This is a genomic window from Paenibacillus barengoltzii G22 (assembly GCF_000403375.2).
Classification (GTDB): domain Bacteria; phylum Bacillota; class Bacilli; order Paenibacillales; family Paenibacillaceae; genus Fontibacillus; species Fontibacillus barengoltzii.
In genome coordinates this window covers 456951-472033 of sequence record NZ_KE159652.1, presented here as the reverse complement: position 1 = coordinate 472033, position 15083 = coordinate 456951, and the positions used below count along the sequence as shown (strand labels likewise).

15 protein-coding genes are annotated in these 15083 nt (G+C 54.2%); 5 read left to right on the top strand and 10 right to left on the bottom strand.

The features are described from left to right. Window positions 1-224: 224 nt before the first annotated feature. The 3 genes from C812_RS02310 to C812_RS02300 all read right to left on the bottom strand — a co-directional run bounded on the left by C812_RS02310 (window position 225) and on the right by C812_RS02300 (window position 2833). Window positions 225-860 (bottom strand): XTP/dITP diphosphatase, encoded by a 636-nt coding sequence (locus C812_RS02310; protein ID WP_016311081.1) that lies wholly within the window; start codon window positions 858-860, stop codon window positions 225-227. 2 nt (window positions 861-862) lie between these two features. Further along, window positions 863-1621 carry a ribonuclease PH gene (gene rph / locus C812_RS02305; protein WP_016311080.1) on the bottom strand — a complete coding sequence of 253 codons (759 nt, stop codon included), beginning with the start codon at window positions 1619-1621 and terminating at the stop codon, window positions 863-865. 153 nt (window positions 1622-1774) lie between these two features. After that, window positions 1775-2833 (bottom strand): GerMN domain-containing protein, encoded by a 1059-nt coding sequence (locus tag C812_RS02300; RefSeq protein WP_016311079.1) that lies wholly within the window; start codon window positions 2831-2833, stop codon window positions 1775-1777. A gap of 154 nt (window positions 2834-2987) precedes the next feature. Here C812_RS02300 and C812_RS02295 point away from each other — a divergent pair, with 154 nt between their 5' ends. Further along, on the top strand, window positions 2988-3554 hold the full coding sequence (locus C812_RS02295; protein WP_016311078.1) for a phosphatidylglycerophosphatase A family protein: 567 nt from the start codon (window positions 2988-2990) through the stop codon (window positions 3552-3554). 34 nt (window positions 3555-3588) lie between these two features. On the opposite strand, the gene C812_RS02290 is transcribed toward C812_RS02295, so the two are convergent. From C812_RS02290 to C812_RS02280, 3 genes are all read right to left on the bottom strand, one after another. After that, complete coding sequence (locus C812_RS02290; protein WP_016311077.1) at window positions 3589-4602, bottom strand: MBL fold metallo-hydrolase; 1014 nt, start codon at window positions 4600-4602, stop codon at window positions 3589-3591. Continuing rightward, the gene (locus C812_RS02285) at window positions 4599-5333 is read right to left on the bottom strand and encodes a class I SAM-dependent methyltransferase (protein ID WP_016311076.1); all 735 of its coding nucleotides are present in this window, start codon (window positions 5331-5333) and stop codon (window positions 4599-4601) included. The genes C812_RS02290 and C812_RS02285 overlap by 4 nt, the downstream gene beginning before the upstream one ends. 186 nt (window positions 5334-5519) lie before the next feature. Then, window positions 5520-6524: a peptidylprolyl isomerase gene (locus C812_RS02280; RefSeq protein WP_016311075.1), complete on the bottom strand. Its 1005-nt coding sequence runs from the start codon at window positions 6522-6524 to the stop codon at window positions 5520-5522. Between the two features lie 247 nt (window positions 6525-6771). On the opposite strand from C812_RS02280, the gene C812_RS02275 reads away from it, so the two are divergent. Beyond that, window positions 6772-8127 carry a dipeptidase gene (locus C812_RS02275; RefSeq protein WP_016311074.1) on the top strand — a complete coding sequence of 452 codons (1356 nt, stop codon included), beginning with the start codon at window positions 6772-6774 and terminating at the stop codon, window positions 8125-8127. A 158-nt stretch (window positions 8128-8285) separates the two neighbouring features. Here C812_RS02275 and C812_RS02270 read toward each other — a convergent pair whose 3' ends face one another. The 3 genes from C812_RS02270 to C812_RS02260 all read right to left on the bottom strand — a co-directional run bounded on the left by C812_RS02270 (window position 8286) and on the right by C812_RS02260 (window position 10717). Next, entirely contained in the window at window positions 8286-8510 is a 225-nt protein-coding gene (locus C812_RS02270; RefSeq protein ID WP_016311073.1) for a helix-turn-helix domain-containing protein, read from the bottom strand. 118 nt (window positions 8511-8628) lie between these two features. Beyond that, complete coding sequence (glpK, locus tag C812_RS02265; protein ID WP_016311072.1) at window positions 8629-10119, bottom strand: glycerol kinase GlpK; 1491 nt, start codon at window positions 10117-10119, stop codon at window positions 8629-8631. A gap of 142 nt (window positions 10120-10261) precedes the next feature. Beyond that, on the bottom strand, window positions 10262-10717 hold the full coding sequence (locus tag C812_RS02260; RefSeq protein WP_016311071.1) for a MarR family winged helix-turn-helix transcriptional regulator: 456 nt from the start codon (window positions 10715-10717) through the stop codon (window positions 10262-10264). A gap of 233 nt (window positions 10718-10950) precedes the next feature. On the opposite strand from C812_RS02260, the gene C812_RS02255 reads away from it, so the two are divergent. The 3 genes from C812_RS02255 to nagA are packed head-to-tail and all read left to right on the top strand — an operon-like array spanning window position 10951 to window position 13732. Next, window positions 10951-11820, top strand: a complete 870-nt coding sequence (locus C812_RS02255) for a MurR/RpiR family transcriptional regulator (RefSeq protein ID WP_016311070.1) — start codon at window positions 10951-10953, stop codon at window positions 11818-11820. After that, window positions 11814-12542, top strand: coding sequence for a glucosamine-6-phosphate deaminase (gene nagB / locus C812_RS02250; RefSeq protein WP_016311069.1), 729 nt, complete (start codon window positions 11814-11816; stop codon window positions 12540-12542). The genes C812_RS02255 and nagB overlap by 7 nt, the downstream gene beginning before the upstream one ends. After that, complete coding sequence (gene nagA, locus C812_RS02245) at window positions 12542-13732, top strand: N-acetylglucosamine-6-phosphate deacetylase (RefSeq protein WP_016311068.1); 1191 nt, start codon at window positions 12542-12544, stop codon at window positions 13730-13732. Before nagB ends, nagA begins: the two co-directional genes overlap by 1 nt. A gap of 91 nt (window positions 13733-13823) precedes the next feature. Here nagA and C812_RS02240 read toward each other — a convergent pair whose 3' ends face one another. After that, a complete protein-coding gene (locus C812_RS02240; protein WP_016311067.1) occupies window positions 13824-14882 on the bottom strand; it encodes a YhcN/YlaJ family sporulation lipoprotein in 1059 nt (352 codons plus the stop codon). Window positions 14883-15083: the final 201 nt, after the last annotated feature.

The following is a 15083-nucleotide window of genomic DNA, read 5'->3' as shown; positions in this document are numbered from 1 at the left end:
AAAAATAACTGGAAAACCTGCCGTTAATTTGACCGGCTTAAGTTCTTTGACATACATTAACGGTATTTTCTAACGTTAATTTCGGGCATTTGGGCCGTTTCCGCCAGTTTAAGCGAAATTAACTGCAGGTTTTACCGTTAATATCGTGCAACTGGGCCAAAAGTCGAAAATGAACAGGAGGTTTTACCGTTAATTTCACACGAAGCCTGCGGCTGTGCGCCAGCCTATTTCCCTGCAGCCGCCCCGCTCAGCTTGTCCGCCAACGCCCGCAGCGCCGCGCCGCGATGGCTGATGGCCTGCTTCTCCTCCAGCGTCAGCTCGGCCATGGTCTTCTCGTACGCCGGCAGGTAAAACAGCGGGTCATACCCGAACCCGCCGCCGCCCGCCGGCTCGGAGGTGATCCAGCCTTCCACTTCGCCGGAGGCTTCGATAAACTGCCCTTTGGCCGGGTCGTACAAGGCCAGATGGCAGACGAAACGCGCCGTGCTCAGCAGCGGCTGCTCCGTATCCTCGCCCAGCCGCCGCTTCTCCAGCTCGGCGAGCAGCTTCTCGTTGTTATCCTCGTCGCTGGCGCCTTCCCCGGCATACCGTGCCGAATACACGCCCGGCGCACCATCCAACTGGTCGACGCAGAGGCCCGAATCGTCGGCCAGCACAGGTCGGCCCAGGGCGTCGCCAACCGTTTTGGCCTTCTTGCGGGCATTTTCGGCAAAGGTCGTCCCGTCTTCCACAACCTCCGGCGCATCCGGGTAATCAGCCAAGCTACGAACCTCTTTGCCCAGCGGCTCCAAGGCATGAGTAAATTCCCGCACCTTCCCGGCATTCCGGGTCGCCACGATAATCTCCGTTCCTTCGATCATGCTTACACCACCGTTCCGGACTGCCCGCTTCCGATCAGCAGCGCAATCGGCCCCAGCGCCTCACGCTGCTGCTCGATCATCTCCCGAATTCCCTTTTCGGCGAGCGCCAGCATTTGATCCAATTCCGCTCGGGAGAAGGGGTTCTCTTCCCCAGTGCCTTGAACCTCAACGAACTGGCCGTTGCCGGTCATCACCACGTTCATGTCGACCTTCGCTTTGGAATCCTCCTCATAGTTGAGATCCAGCAGCGTGTTCTCCCCAACGATCCCTACGCTGACGGATGCGAGAAAGTCGGTGATCGGAAACTTCGGCAGCGCGTGCTTCTGAGCAATCTTGTGCATCGCTAACGCCAGCGCTACGAACGCCCCGGTAATTGACGTCGTCCGCGTTCCGCCATCGGCCTGCAAAACGTCGCAATCAATTGTGATGGAGCGTTCACCAAGCGCCTGCAGATCGACGACCGAACGCAGTGCACGGGCGATGAGCCGCTGGATTTCCATCGTGCGGCCGCTCAGCTTCCCGCGGGCTGATTCCCGCTGGTTGCGGGTTTGAGTTGCGCGAGGGAGCATCGAATACTCCGCCGTTACCCAGCCTTTGCCCTGCCCTTTCATAAACATCGGGACCTTCTCTTCGACCGTAGCGGTACACATCACCTTTGTATCGCCCACCTCGATGTAGACAGACCCCTCTGCGTATTTATTAACATTGACGGTTAAATTCATCGGCCGGCGCTCGTCCGCCTGGCGTCCGTTGCTTCTCATCTTTTACTGCCTCCTACGTGTTCTTGCTGTCAATATGCTTTCCCTATTCTACCAAAGTGTGGGCATAAAAGCACCTTTCCATTCGGCCAAAAAAAGAACCCTGCACCTAGCAGGGTCCGGTTTGCCTCTTAGGGCGCGCCGCGAACAACATAGTTACAGCGGGATTTCGTTAATCGTTTCCGGCCGTATCACCGGTTCGCTGTAGGTCTGGTTATCCAGGCCGACAACTTCCTTCTGTCCGTTGAGCCAAATGCGCACCTTGCTGTCGTCCCGGTTCTCCGTCACCGTCAGTACCAGAGATTGCAGCATTTGTGCTGGCAGTTTCTCCCCGGCTTCAAACATATCATCCTTCAGCGCAACGGTCACAATGCCGTCCTTCGAGACCTCGACGCTTTCCAGCTTCGTGTTATCGGTCACGACCCGCTCCAGGCCGTCTCCTTGTTGCGGCCCTTTGAGCAGCTCGCCGAGCGCGGATTTCACGCGATCGCCGTCGGCCGGGACAAATCGCGTCACCGGGACGAAGTATTGGACCCCCTCTGGCGTTGCTGCGGAGAAGTATACAATGACCGGGCTCAGTTGGGATAAGCCGGATTCTGCTTTAATTTCGAGATTAATCCCAAAATTACGGCTAAGCGGCCGATCCAGCGGCGTACCGTTCACCGGCATTTCGTTTAACTTCTGCCCGTCCACCCATAGCTGAACCTTCTCCACATCCGGCGTTCCGGTTAATGTCCAGGTCAACGCTTCAAGAATTTTGCGCTCATCGGCGGCTTCATAGCCCGTAAATGCTTGGTTAAACTCGACGACAGCCAGCTTCTCATCTTTTTTAACAGTTACAGCCTTCACTTCACTGCCCGCCGGAAGAATGCCGCTAAAACCAACCGGGAGGAGGCTCGCATACTTGCCGTCCTTCACCAGCATCTCCAGCATCCGGTTCAGCTTCAGCGAAGCCTCGCCATCAGGCAAGTGCAAGGCGACCGGGGCCAGCAAGCCATGCTCGTTCACCAAGTAAACTGTAGAGAGTGCTTCCTCCTGGGCAAAGCTTGTCTGCTCCGCGGCATCCAGACCTTCCAACATTTGCGTTTCAATATCGGTAGGCGGAGGATCGATTTGAGCGGAGCTTCCCCCAAACATACCGCAGCCCGACAGCAGCAGCGGAAGCGTAATTGCCCCGGCGGCAGCCGTATTTCGTAATCGGCGGTTCCATTTCATTTTTGCTCGTGCCTCCCTAAGTTTTTCATTTGGCTAAGGTTTGTATTACTATATATACGAGCCTTGTCCCGAAACATAACTATATTTTTCCGGGATCTGGACAAACTTCTTCATATCTTGTCAATCCAACTATTAATGACGAGGAGTAGAGTGTATGGGGATGGAACAACCAAAGGCCAAAGCGCCTTACAGTCTGAACAGCAAAAAGGTCGCTGATGCCACCAAGGAGTGGCTGCACAAGCGCGGCGTAACGACGGAGCAAATCGCGGAACTCGTAATGTTTTTGCAGCAAAAATACTACCCGAACCTGACGATGGAAGAGTGCATACATAACGTAGAGCAGGTGCTGACCAAACGCGAAGTGCAAAATGCGGTGCTGACCGGCATTCAGCTCGATATTTTGGCAGAGCAGGGGATGCTGATCCCTGAACTGCAGGACATGATTGCCAATGACGAGGGGTTGTACGGGGTGGACGAGATTCTGGCCTTCTCGATCGTCAACGTGTATGGAAGCATCGGCTTCACCAACTACGGTTATGTTGATAAGCTGAAACCAGGCATTTTGGAGCGGCTGAACGACAAGACGCTGGGTCCGTGCAATACGTTCTTGGATGACATTGTCGGTGCCATTGCTGCCTCGGCCAGCAGCCGGATCGCCCATCGCAAACAAGCGGAACGGGAAAAAGAACGCGGCGAGGAATCCGTTGACTCCGAGCACTAATCTCCATCAACGCACGCGCAAAGAAGGACGGCAATTATCTGCCGTCCTTCTTTGCGCTTATATATCGAATGATCTCGTCTTCGCCTGATCCTGCCTTCTGCTCCTCCACCCGCCCTTGCCGGACCAGCTCCACGAGATGCGCCAGCGTCTCCGACATCGCAAAGCGCATTTGGTGAATGCTCAGCTCTGTGCCAAATAAGGCGGTACAAACGTCAAAGGCCGTTTGCGGCCGCTCCTGCAGCAACCGTTCGATGCGCAGGAGGCGCTCACCGTGATGCTCAAGCAACAGCCGCACACGCTCTGTAAAATAATCAAACGGATGGCGGTGCCCCGGATAGGCGGTTGCCACCTCGTAAGCGCTCAGCTTCTCCAGCGAATCCAGGAATGATTGCAGCGGCTGCGGATCACTGCCGGGCAGAAAGCTGACGTTGGGCGAGATTTGCGGCAGCACCGCATCCCCGCAGAACATCAGTTGGTGTTCGGCATTATAAAACGACAGGTGCCCCGGAGCATGTCCAGCCGTTTCAATCGGCAACCAGGCTCGTCCCCCCATCTGGATCAACTCCCCCTCCCGGAGGAAGGTCACTTCAGGAGCCGGAGTCACCTGGGTAAAGAAGCCGTTCAGGTGTCCCGGCAGCTGGCTGTACCACGATTCGGGCATTCCATGCCGCCGATACAAATCAGGCAGCGCTTCGTGCATCCGGCTCTCCGGCCCCCACATCAACCGCGTTTCTTCATACGCCCGCGGAGACATGAAGACGGTCGCTCCGGTGATTTCCTGCATATATCCCGCCAAGCCATAATGATCGGGGTGATGGTGGGTTAAGACAATTTGCGTCACGTCGCGCGGCGAAATCCTGAGATCCTGCCAGGCTGCACGCCACTCCTCAATCGTCTCCTCCGTTCGCGGTCCCGGATCGATGATGGTAATCCCCTCATCCCCCTGCAGCACATAGCTGTTCACCCGGCGAAGGGGAGGGGCCATCGAGATCGGAACCCGAGCCACGAGCTCCCGGTCCCAGAGCTGGATTTCCGGTAGTAATGTCATGCCCGCACCCCCACCAAAATCATGCGCCGAGACGTGTTTGGATCGTAAAGTTCTTCGTCATAATCCCCATGAACGTTCTGCAAGGTTAAACCGGCCTCCTTCAGCATCTGCCGAAAATCATCCAACTCGTACAGTTTAATTCGTTCCATATAATGCCTTGGCTCTCCGCCAGGTGCGGTAATTTCAATATCCTTGATGACATACCCATCTTCAATCCGACGTCGTTCCACAATCTGCTGCCCCGCGTCCTCCCGTTCCGAATACGGAACAAGATGAGCGGCAACATACGCAGGATTCAGAAAATCGAGAAGGAAGCGGCCGCCTGACTTCAGAACGCGAGACGCTTCGCGCAGCACTTTGATCTGCTCCTCGTCCTCTTTAAAATATCCAAATGAAGTGAATAAGTTCACCACCGCCGCAAACTCCCCGCTTTGAAACGGCAACTCGCGCATATCCGCTCGGTGCCAGATGATCCGACCTTCGGGGTCGAGGCGTCTCGCCTCGCGCAGCAATACCTCTGACAAATCCACGCCGGTCACCTGGTACCCTGCTTCGGCCAGCGCCAGTGAATGGCGGCCCATGCCGCAGCATAAATCCAACACCTTTGCGCCGGGAGGAAGATGAAGCCAACGGATCATCCGATGAACTTCGTGTTTCGCACCTTGCGCGTCGCGGTGCTTATACACCAGCAAATAATCTTCCCCGAAACTTAGCTCATACCATTCCGCCATGTGCCCCTGCCTCCATGCATTCCGTCCCATTTAGAGATGTACTTTAATGCATCCGTGTATCCTCATTGTACTGTCAGATTTCCAGAAACACAAAGCGATCTTGCTGTACAGTATTCGGAAACCGACATGCCAAAAACCGCCGAAGCTCTGCTCCGACGGTTTGAAGGGCTGCGTTCTGCAACCGAATTACTCGGCTGCGGCTGCATCCGTTAACGTATTGGTGATTTGGGCTTTGCTGCGAACATCCTCCAGCCAAGCTCCCGACATGCTGGATACCTGTTGGGAGATCAGGGTCTTGCGGATCTCGTCCTTCTTCTCATCCAGCGTTGCTGTATGGGCTTCCTTCTTATCGGTGACTTTGATGACCTGATATCCTTCGCTTGTCTTAACGGGGTCGCTAATTTCGCCTTTGGCCAGCTTGAAAGCGGCCTCTTCCACCGCTTCTTCTCTCTCGCCGCGGGCGAAGAAATCGGTGTCCCCGCCTTGATCCTTCGTCGCCGTATCCAACGATTTGCTCTTCGCCAGCTCTGCAAAATCGGCGCCTTCCTTCAACTGCTTCACGATGTCCTTCGCTTCCTCTTCGGTTGCGACCAAAATCACGGAAGCCCGCACCTGTTCCGGTGTATTAAAGGAATCCTTATAGGTTTCGAACGTTTCCTTCACCTGATCATCGGTGACATTGATCTGCGGTTCCAGCAGCTTCGTCAGCTTCAGCTCCATCACGACCTGCTTGCGCAAATCGTCCATGGTCATCCCGTATTGTTCCAAAGCTTGATTCAGCGCTTCTTCCGAACCGAACTGGGTTTTGTAGGTTTCGATTTCGGCGTCGACATCGGCATCCGTGATCGTGATATTTTTCTTAGCCGCCTCCTGGTTCACAAGCTCTTGATTGATGAGGTTCGTCAGCGCCTGCTCTCCGCCATTGGCAGCCAGTTCTTCATAAAGCCGGTCCTTCGTAATTTCCACACCGTTCACCGTCGCGACGGCCTCAGCCTTATTCGTTGCAAACGGCGGTTTGATCAACACCACAACCAGCAAAACGGCCAGGACCAACGAAACGATCTGCCATACTTTATTGCTGGATTTCGGGGCTTGTCCCGGTGCAGTCTCGGTCTCCCCGTTCATGGGAACCATGACCGGCGTATAATACCCATCATTTGCTCCCTGCTCATTTCTTTCTTTTTCGTCCATACGTCTTTGCGACTCCCTTCTTCTGAAGCGTTCAAGATTCAATTCAGTCGTGCTTTCTTGACTTTACCAGATATCCATCGAATTTACCTTAAATATTCCTGAAAAAAAGCACATCTCTTTTAAGTTGCATTTAAGGTAACGAAAAGCCCGCGCGGTGACTGACATTACCCAATCATTCGTTTTCTTGGCAAAAAAGGTGTAGAATATACGGGTAAACCTAGTTCTAGTTCGGGAGGAACATTTGACGATGGATTATCAAGCTTACTTTAATACGAACCGCGAACAACACTTGAAGGAACTCGGCGAATTGCTTCGGATTCCCAGCATCTCGGCTTTGTCCGAACACAAAGGTGATGTACAGAAGGCCGCCGAATGGATCGCCGAAGCGCTGCGCCGCGCCGGGATGGAATCGGTAGAGATTCATCCTACCGCAGGGCATCCGATCGTTTATGCCGAGCATCTGCATGCGCCTGGGAAGCCAACCGTTCTGGTATACGGGCATTATGACGTTCAACCGGTAGACCCGCTGAATCTGTGGGAGACGCCGCCGTTTGAGCCATCCATTCGGAACGGCAAGCTGTATGCCCGCGGAGCGACAGATGATAAAGGCCAAGTGTTTATGCATATCAAGGCCGTAGAGGCGATTTTGAAGCAGGAAAAAGAACTTCCCGTTAACATTAAGTTCTGCATCGAAGGGGAAGAGGAAGTAACCAGCCCGAACTTGCCCGCCTTCTTGGAAGCGAACCAGGACAAGCTGGCCGCTGACGTGATCCTGATCTCCGACACCGCGCTGATGGCACCGGGCAAACCGGCGATCTGCATCGGCCTGCGCGGCTTGTGTGCGATGGAAGTCTCGGTGTATACCGCCAACACGGATTTGCACTCCGGCACCTATGGCGGCGGCGTCCCTAACGCGTTGCATGCGATGGTATCGTTGCTCGCTTCCCTGCATGACGAGCAAGGCCGAGTCACGGTCGAAGGCTTCTATGAAGGCGTACACGAGCTGTCTGCACTGGAACGCGAAGAGTTCGCCAAGCAACAGTTTGACGAAGAGAAGCTCAAGCAGGACCTTGGACTGGAGGAGCTGTTTGGCGAAGCGGGGTACTCCTTCGTTGAGCGGACCGGCGCCCGGCCAACGCTGGAACTCAACGGGGTGTACGGCGGATTCCAAGGGGAAGGAACCAAAACGGTACTTCCGAAGGAAGCCCACGCCAAAATCACCTGCCGCCTCGTTGGCGACCAGGATCCGCAAGCCACGATTGACCGCATCGAACGGCATCTGCACAAACATCTGCAACCGGGAGCAACCTTGAAGGTCAAAGCGACCGAGAAGGCGCGGGCGTTCACCTGCAATCCGGAAGATCCGATGCTGCAAAAAGCGGCCGATGCCTACGAAGCCATTTACGGCACTCGGGCGCTGTTTACGAAGGACGGCGGTTCGATTCCGATCGTGGAGACCCTCTCCCGCGTCCTGTCGGCTCCAGCCGTCATGATGGGCTTTGGGCTGCCGGATGAAAACCTGCATGCGCCGAACGAACATTTTAACCTGGAGAACTTCGACAAAGGGTTGCTCACGATCGTTCATTATTTGAAATCGCTGTAAGCAACGTTCATTTAGCCAATAACCTCCGGCATCTGATGTGAATAGGATGCTTGGAGGTTTTTTATATTGGTGAAAAATGCGCACAAAAAAACCTTCCCTTTCCCCCTTGCGGGGTGAAAAAGAAGGCTTGCGGCTTTCTACGAACACGTAGTTCACCGTCAGATTTTCAGCTCCCCAAGCTTGATCAGCTCGACAACCGCCTGCGCGCGACCTTTGACATTCAACTTTTGCATGACGTTAGAAATGTGATTACGGACGGTTTTCTCACTAATAAACAGTTGCCCGGCAATGTCGCGCGTCGTTTTATCCTGCACGAGAAGCTCGAAGACCTCTCGTTCACGATTAGTTAACAGAAATTTGCTGTTACGATCGCTGCTCTTCAAAATGCGTCACCCCTCCTTGCTCGGGTTTTGTGGTTTAACAAGGTTCAGGGATACAGTCAACACATCTTATGAAGAAACAGGGTTAATGGTGCGGTGCCGTATAGAAATGGGCGGCCCGTTATTTGAAGGCCATCGCGGCCTGAACCGCTTTCAGCCAGCCTTGGTAGAGCGCTTCCCGTCTAGTCTGCGGCATCGTTGGGATAAACCGGCGTTCCAGGCGTTTGCACTGCGCGACTTCATCCATATCGCTCCAGTAATCAACCGCGAGACCCGCCAAAAAGGCCGCGCCCAACGCCGTCGTTTCGCCAATCGCCGGACGTTCTACAGGAACTCCAAGAAGGTCGCTTTGGAACTGCATCAGAAAGTTGTTTGCCACCGCGCCGCCATCCACTTGCATAGACCGAACAGCATACCCGGCATCCTGCTCCATCGCGCCAAGAACGTCTTTGGTCTGGTAAGCCAGCGCCTCAAGCGTCGCCCGGATAAAATGCTCCTTCGTCGTTCCCCGCGTCAAGCCAAATACCGCACCGCGAACCTCGCTGTCCCAATACGGGCTGCCGAGACCGACGAAGGCCGGAACAACGTAGACACCTTCCGTGGAGTTCACGCGCGATGCATACATCTCGCTGTCTTTGGCGTTCCGGAACATGCGCAACCCGTCGCGCAGCCACTGAATCGCCGAGCCGGACACAAAGATACTGCCCTCAAGAGCGTACTCCACCTTTCCGTTTAAGCCCCAGGCCAAGGAGGTAATCAGCCCGTGCTCCGATACGACAGGGGTGCTGCCTGTGTTCATCAGCATGAAGCAGCCGGTTCCGTAAGTTGTTTTGACCATCCCTGGTTGGAAGCAAGCTTGCCCGAACAGAGCTGCCTGCTGGTCTCCGGCCGCCCCTGCGATCGGCACCTCCTCCCCGAAGAAGTGATACGGAACCGTGGTGCCATACACTTCGGAGGAGGATTTCACCTCAGGCAACATCGCCTTTGGGATATCCAGCAGAGCAAGCAGTTCATCATCCCAGGTCAGCTCGTGGATGTTGTACATCAGCGTCCGCGAAGCGTTAGAATAGTCCGTGACATGCAAGCGTCCGCCGGACAGCTTCCATATGAGCCACGTATCGATGGTGCCGAACAGCAACTCGCCCTTCGCCGCCCGCTCCCGTGAGCCTTCGACATGGTCGAGGATCCACTTGACCTTGGTTCCAGAAAAATAAGGATCGAGCAGCAACCCCGTTTTGGCTCGGAACAAAGCGTCATGGCCAGCATTCCGCAGTTCCTCGCAAATGGCGGCCGTTTGCCGGGACTGCCAGACGATCGCCGGGTATATCGGAGTGCCGCTGTCTTTTTCCCAGACGACCGTCGTTTCCCGCTGGTTCGTAATTCCGATTCCGGCAATTTGCCGCGGCTTGATCCCGGATTCGGATAAGCAGGAAGCGATCACTGACAGGATCGAGCCCCAAATCTCGTTAGGATTCTGCTCAACCCAACCGGGTTCGGGGAAGTACTGTGGAAATTCTCGCTGTGCTGAATGAACAATCTCCCCTTGCCGGTTAAAAAGAATTGCCCGCGAGCTCGTTGTGCCTTGATCCAAGGCCAAGATATATTTTTCCATGGAACTCCTCCGTTTCGGTTTGATGAAATAACGCTTACATTCTTATGTCTATCATAACCCGGCAACTTACGTGTACGCTATCAGAACAGGAGATAAAAAAAGAACCATGGCTCATCTCCATGGTTCCTTTCCGTTAATATGTTCACCGTTCCTCATCCGCCTTGGAATTGTTAGATAGCTTCTCCAAAATTGTGATCATCATCTCCAGCTCCTGTTGGCTGAGAACGGATAAATGCGTTTTCAATACTTCCCTTGACTTCTTTCGAGCTTCCGCTAACACCTCGGCCCCCCGCTCGGTCACCGACAGCAGCACCGCCCGCCGGTCCTGTTCGTCATGCCGTCGCTCCACGAATCCGCTTTGGACCAGCCGATCGACCATCACTGTAATCGCGCTGGGCTTCACCTCCAGCTTGTCAGCCAAATAGCTGACATTGCAGTTGGACTTCTTCGCAATCAACATCAGCGTATGAAATTGCGGGCCCGTCAGACCAAGCTCCTGATGGTGCATTAATTCGCTCTTCACTTTCCGAAACGAACGGGTCCATACCGACTCGATCCGATCTATGTAATTGTCGAGATCAAAGGACAACAATACCATTCCTCTCTCCGATAATAACCCTGCTTTTAAAGTGTATTATGCGAACACCGAAAATTCAAGGAATCTGTCGCCATTTGACGGGCAACCCTACTTGAAAAGGGCGGGAAAATCGCTTATGATGAAACCAAGATATCAAAATAATTTTCACATTCTACCGAAAATTAATAAAAATTATTTTCGCAGAAAGTGAACAGCTTATCAACGGCTGAACTTCCTGAGGGAGGGACTTATCTATGACACCCATATTGCATGCGGTATCCTGTCACTTAGAGACGCTGTCGCCGCAGGAACGCAAGCTGGGCGAGTACATTTTGGAGTCGCCGGCCACCGTGATTCATCAGGGAATCACAGAGCTGGCCAATGCGTGCGGGATTAGTCCCTCCACGGTGACAAGGTTCTGCAAGACGTTTCACTTTAAAGGCTTCCCTGATTTCAAAATGAAGCTGGCTTCCGAGCTGGCTCACAAGCCTGCCGAGAACCACTACCAGGACATCATCGCCGGCAACGACCTGCAAAAAATCGTCGAAGCGATGGAAGCCAACCATCTCGCCTCGATTACCGACACCACCCGGCTGCTGGACATGAACCAGCTGTCTCGGGCCGTTGAGGCACTATGCTGCGCCAAGCGCATTGATCTGTACGGTGTGGCGACTTCCTCAATTGTCGCCCAGGACTTTTACCAGAAGCTGGTGCGTATCGGTAAGAACTGCACCGCCTTTGCGGATTCCCATATGCAGATCACTTCCGCCTCTTCGCTCAGCGAAGGCGACGTAGCGTTGGCGATCTCCTATTCAGGTGAAACGCCAGAAACGATCGATGCCCTGCGCTGCGCCAAGGACAGCGGTGCAATCACGTTGTCGCTCACGCAGTACAGCAGCAACTCTCTGGCTTCACTTGCGGATATTGCTTTATTCTCCTCCTCATTAGAGGAAGGCATGCGCCGGGGCGATATGGCTTCGCGGATTGCGCAGCTGCACGTCATCGATATTTTATTTACGGGCATGGTCAGCTTGGAATTCGAGGACTTCATTCCGAAGCTGGAGAGCTCGTATCAGAATGTTCAAATTTATCGTAAAACCCAAGGAGGGCAACACGAATGCTGAATATTATTAAAACCAACAGTGAGCAGCAATTTAATGAAACCGGGGCTGGTATCATCGCAAGCCTCCTACAATCTAAACCTCGGGCGATTTTGGGGCTGGCTACCGGCAGCACGCCGGTCGGAGTGTATGAGAAGCTGATCGAATTGTATAAGCAAGGCAGCGTCAGCTTTAAGCAAGCCAGCAGCTATAATCTGGATGAGTACATCGGCTTGCCGGCAGACCATCCAGAGAGCTATCGCCGTTTCATGGACGAGAAGCTGTTTAATCATATTGATATTTTGCCTGAAAATACGCATGTTCCTGAGGGAAATGCTCCGGATCCTGAGCAAGCTGCCAAGGACTACGCCAAACTACTGGATCAAGCCGGTCAAATTGATTTGCAGCTGCTGGGCCTTGGACATAACGGCCATATCGGGTTTAACGAGCCCGCGGATGAATTGACGGGGCCACCGCATGTCGTGAAGCTTCAAGAGCGCACACGGCTGGCGAATGCACGCTTCTTCAACTCCATTGACGAGGTGCCAACTCACGCGCTCACCATGGGGATCGGGTCGATCCTGCAGGCTAAGCAAATCCTGCTTATGGCCAAAGGCGAAGACAAAGCCGAAATTATCGCCAAAGCGTTGAAGGGGCCGATCACGACCCAATGTCCAGCTTCGCTGCTGCAAACCCATCCGAATGTAGTTGTCGTCGTTGACCAAGCTGCGGGGAGATTCCTGTGATGAGCAGCGCCGGACGTACTTTCAACCTGATTCATGCCGAAGTTGTTACCCCGCGCGGGACGTTTCGCGACGGCGCAGTGGCGGTGAAAGACGGCGTCATCACTTACGTCGGCACCACGGCCGGATTGCCTGAAGCTCATGCCGCAGGTGTTGAGACGATTGATGCCAAAGGCAGCTATGTGCTGCCCGGCTTTATCGACGTGCACGTCCATGGCGGCATGCTGGAGGATTTCTCTAAACCAAGCAAGCAAGGTCTGGACGCGATTACGAAGCTTCACTGCAGTCAGGGAACGACATCGATGCTGGCGACAACGATGACCCTTCCGAAGGCGATGATCGACAACGTGCTGGAAGAAGTCCATCAATATATGGCTGGCGAGATGCCTTATGCCCAATTGGTTGGCGTACATTTAGAGGGGCCATTTATCAGCCCGAAATGGCCGGGCGCCCAAAATCCCGAACACATCGTCCCGCCGAATCGCGAATGGATCGAAGGCTGGGAACAGCAGTATCCGGGGCTAATTAAACAGGTTACGTTTGCGCCTGAACGGGATGGAGCGCATGAGTTGATTCGCTATTTGCGGAAGCAGGGAATCGTCGCGGCTGCCGGACATACCGATGCCACGTACGAAGAAATCATAGCCGCTTACGAGGTGGGCTTGAATCACTCCGTGCATATGTTTAACGCCATGACGCCGCTACATCACCGAAAACCGGGTACCGCCGGGGCTATCCTGAGTACGCCGGGCATCAGCGCTGAAATTATTGCCGATGGCATTCACGTTCATCCAGCAGCCATCCGGCTGCTTAGCAGCGTGAAGACCGGCAGCAACCTGCTCCTGATCACCGATGCGATGTCGGCCGCAGGCTTAGGTGACGGGGACTACATGCTTGGCGATCTGCCGGTTATCGTGAAGAATAATGTCTGCACGCTGCGCGACAGCGAAGGAACGTTAGCCGGAAGCACGTTAACGATGATTCGCGGTTTCCGCTATCTCGTCCAAGAGGTGGGATTGTCGATCGAACGCGCATCGGAAGCCGCCAGCGTCAATCCGGCGAAGCTGATCCGCATCGATCATTACACCGGCTCGATCGAAACCGGCAAACAGGCAGACTTGCTATTGGTTGACCGCGATTTGGAGCTGCAGCGTGTGTGGGTCAAAGGTCGTGCATTCCAAGATCACGAATAATCCAAATCCTCCAAACACAAGATAAAGCGCGAGACGCAGGAAGATTTCCTTCCCGCTTCTCGCGCTTTTTGGCATTACTGTAAAACCGCCGTTAGCGGGTCGTCCCTCCGGTGAAACCGGCGTTCATGTCACGTGCACCTGTTCCTGTCCCATTGCCCATGCCGGCATTAGGTCTAGTTGGCGCATATCCGTTTGGTCCGGTCATCGTCCCTGCACGACCTGGAAATACACGGTTAAGCATCGTTTCAAAATCTCTGATGTATTTGTTCAGCGTACCTCCGCCACGGGACTCTGTAGCATATTGGCCGATGGTGGATACAAAATCGGAATCGCTTGTTACATAAACGTTGCGGATATGCGGTGCCGTTTGCTTAATGGCAGCCTCGATCCGGTTTTTCAGATCCTGAGAAACGTTGCTCGTTCCAGCTCCCAAGGCTCCGTTCCCTGTCGTAAAGCCCGAAGGGGTGTTCGTCATCCCACGCGTACCCATTCGATCTGTTGTCGTTCCGGTACCTCGGTTCACGCTGGACATGCCCATATTGCCCCCAGGATACATCGACCCGGAGCGGTTGCCAGTTGTACCGGTGCCCTGAATAGAGCCGTTGTTGTTACGGCTTACGTTGTTCCCGGTTCCAAACAATCCGCGTCCAAGGTCAAAGAGCCCGCCCAAACCGGCTCGATCGTTGCCGCGAGCTAGTCCGTTGTCCCCAGCCCCACGGGTACCATAGTCCGCACCGTAAGGCCCTCCGACATTCGTCGTCCCCAGGCCCACTCCGTTTGGACGTTGCATACCATAGGCGCTAGTTCGGCCATTCATATTCATGCCGTGGAGTGTGACACCTACATATGCATCACGGTCGGTAACAACGACATGTGCAGTTTGAACGTCGCGAAGCTGTGCTACCTTGTTGCTAAGCGCAGGGCTGTAACGCAGGGAACGGATACGCGTATCCTGTCCGCTGCCGGCGCTCCGGGAGAACAGACGGTTGCCGGGGTTCAAAGAATTGACATCATAATTGCGGTTATTGCCCCGTAAGCTTTGCGTACGCACATTATTGTCGCCCTTTCCGTCACCGCAGCCTGCCACTAAAGCCATCCCTGCAATTAACGCTGCGGATAACGACAAGTTTACGACTTTCGCTCCTCGCATGTAGTCAACCTCCATCCGAAAAAGTAATGTATGAAACAGGACTTATGATGCGCCAAATCCCGTAGTCGTCATACAGGTAAACATAACCGAGCCACCCACCTGCCTCCTGAGCTTTTGCAGGCTTTTATCGCGGGAAATCTACCCACACGTCCAAATCAGATGACGCGTACACTAAATCTGAGACGCTGATTAACCTCAAGG

Excerpts from the sequence above, each read along its gene's own strand:
- glpK (WP_016311072.1), bottom strand. The coding sequence starts at position 10,119 with ATGGAAAAATATATCTTGGCCTTGGATCAAGGCACAACGAGCTCGCGG.
- C812_RS02285 (WP_016311076.1), bottom strand. The coding sequence starts at position 5,333 with ATGGCGGAATGGTATGAGCTAAGTTTCGGGGAAGATTATTTGCTGGTG.
- C812_RS02280 (WP_016311075.1), bottom strand. The coding sequence starts at position 6,524 with ATGGACGAAAAAGAAAGAAATGAGCAGGGAGCAAATGATGGGTATTAT.
- C812_RS02240 (WP_016311067.1), bottom strand. The coding sequence starts at position 14,882 with ATGCGAGGAGCGAAAGTCGTAAACTTGTCGTTATCCGCAGCGTTAATT.
- C812_RS02275 (WP_016311074.1), top strand. The coding sequence starts at position 6,772 with ATGGATTATCAAGCTTACTTTAATACGAACCGCGAACAACACTTGAAG.
- C812_RS02310 (WP_016311081.1), bottom strand. The coding sequence starts at position 860 with ATGATCGAAGGAACGGAGATTATCGTGGCGACCCGGAATGCCGGGAAG.
- nagB (WP_016311069.1), top strand. The coding sequence starts at position 11,814 with ATGCTGAATATTATTAAAACCAACAGTGAGCAGCAATTTAATGAAACC.
- C812_RS02290 (WP_016311077.1), bottom strand. The coding sequence starts at position 4,602 with ATGACATTACTACCGGAAATCCAGCTCTGGGACCGGGAGCTCGTGGCT.
- rph (WP_016311080.1), bottom strand. The coding sequence starts at position 1,621 with ATGAGAAGCAACGGACGCCAGGCGGACGAGCGCCGGCCGATGAATTTA.
- nagA (WP_016311068.1), top strand. The coding sequence starts at position 12,542 with ATGAGCAGCGCCGGACGTACTTTCAACCTGATTCATGCCGAAGTTGTT.
- C812_RS02255 (WP_016311070.1), top strand. The coding sequence starts at position 10,951 with ATGACACCCATATTGCATGCGGTATCCTGTCACTTAGAGACGCTGTCG.
- C812_RS02300 (WP_016311079.1), bottom strand. The coding sequence starts at position 2,833 with ATGAAATGGAACCGCCGATTACGAAATACGGCTGCCGCCGGGGCAATT.
- C812_RS02260 (WP_016311071.1), bottom strand. The coding sequence starts at position 10,717 with ATGGTATTGTTGTCCTTTGATCTCGACAATTACATAGATCGGATCGAG.
- C812_RS02295 (WP_016311078.1), top strand. The coding sequence starts at position 2,988 with ATGGGGATGGAACAACCAAAGGCCAAAGCGCCTTACAGTCTGAACAGC.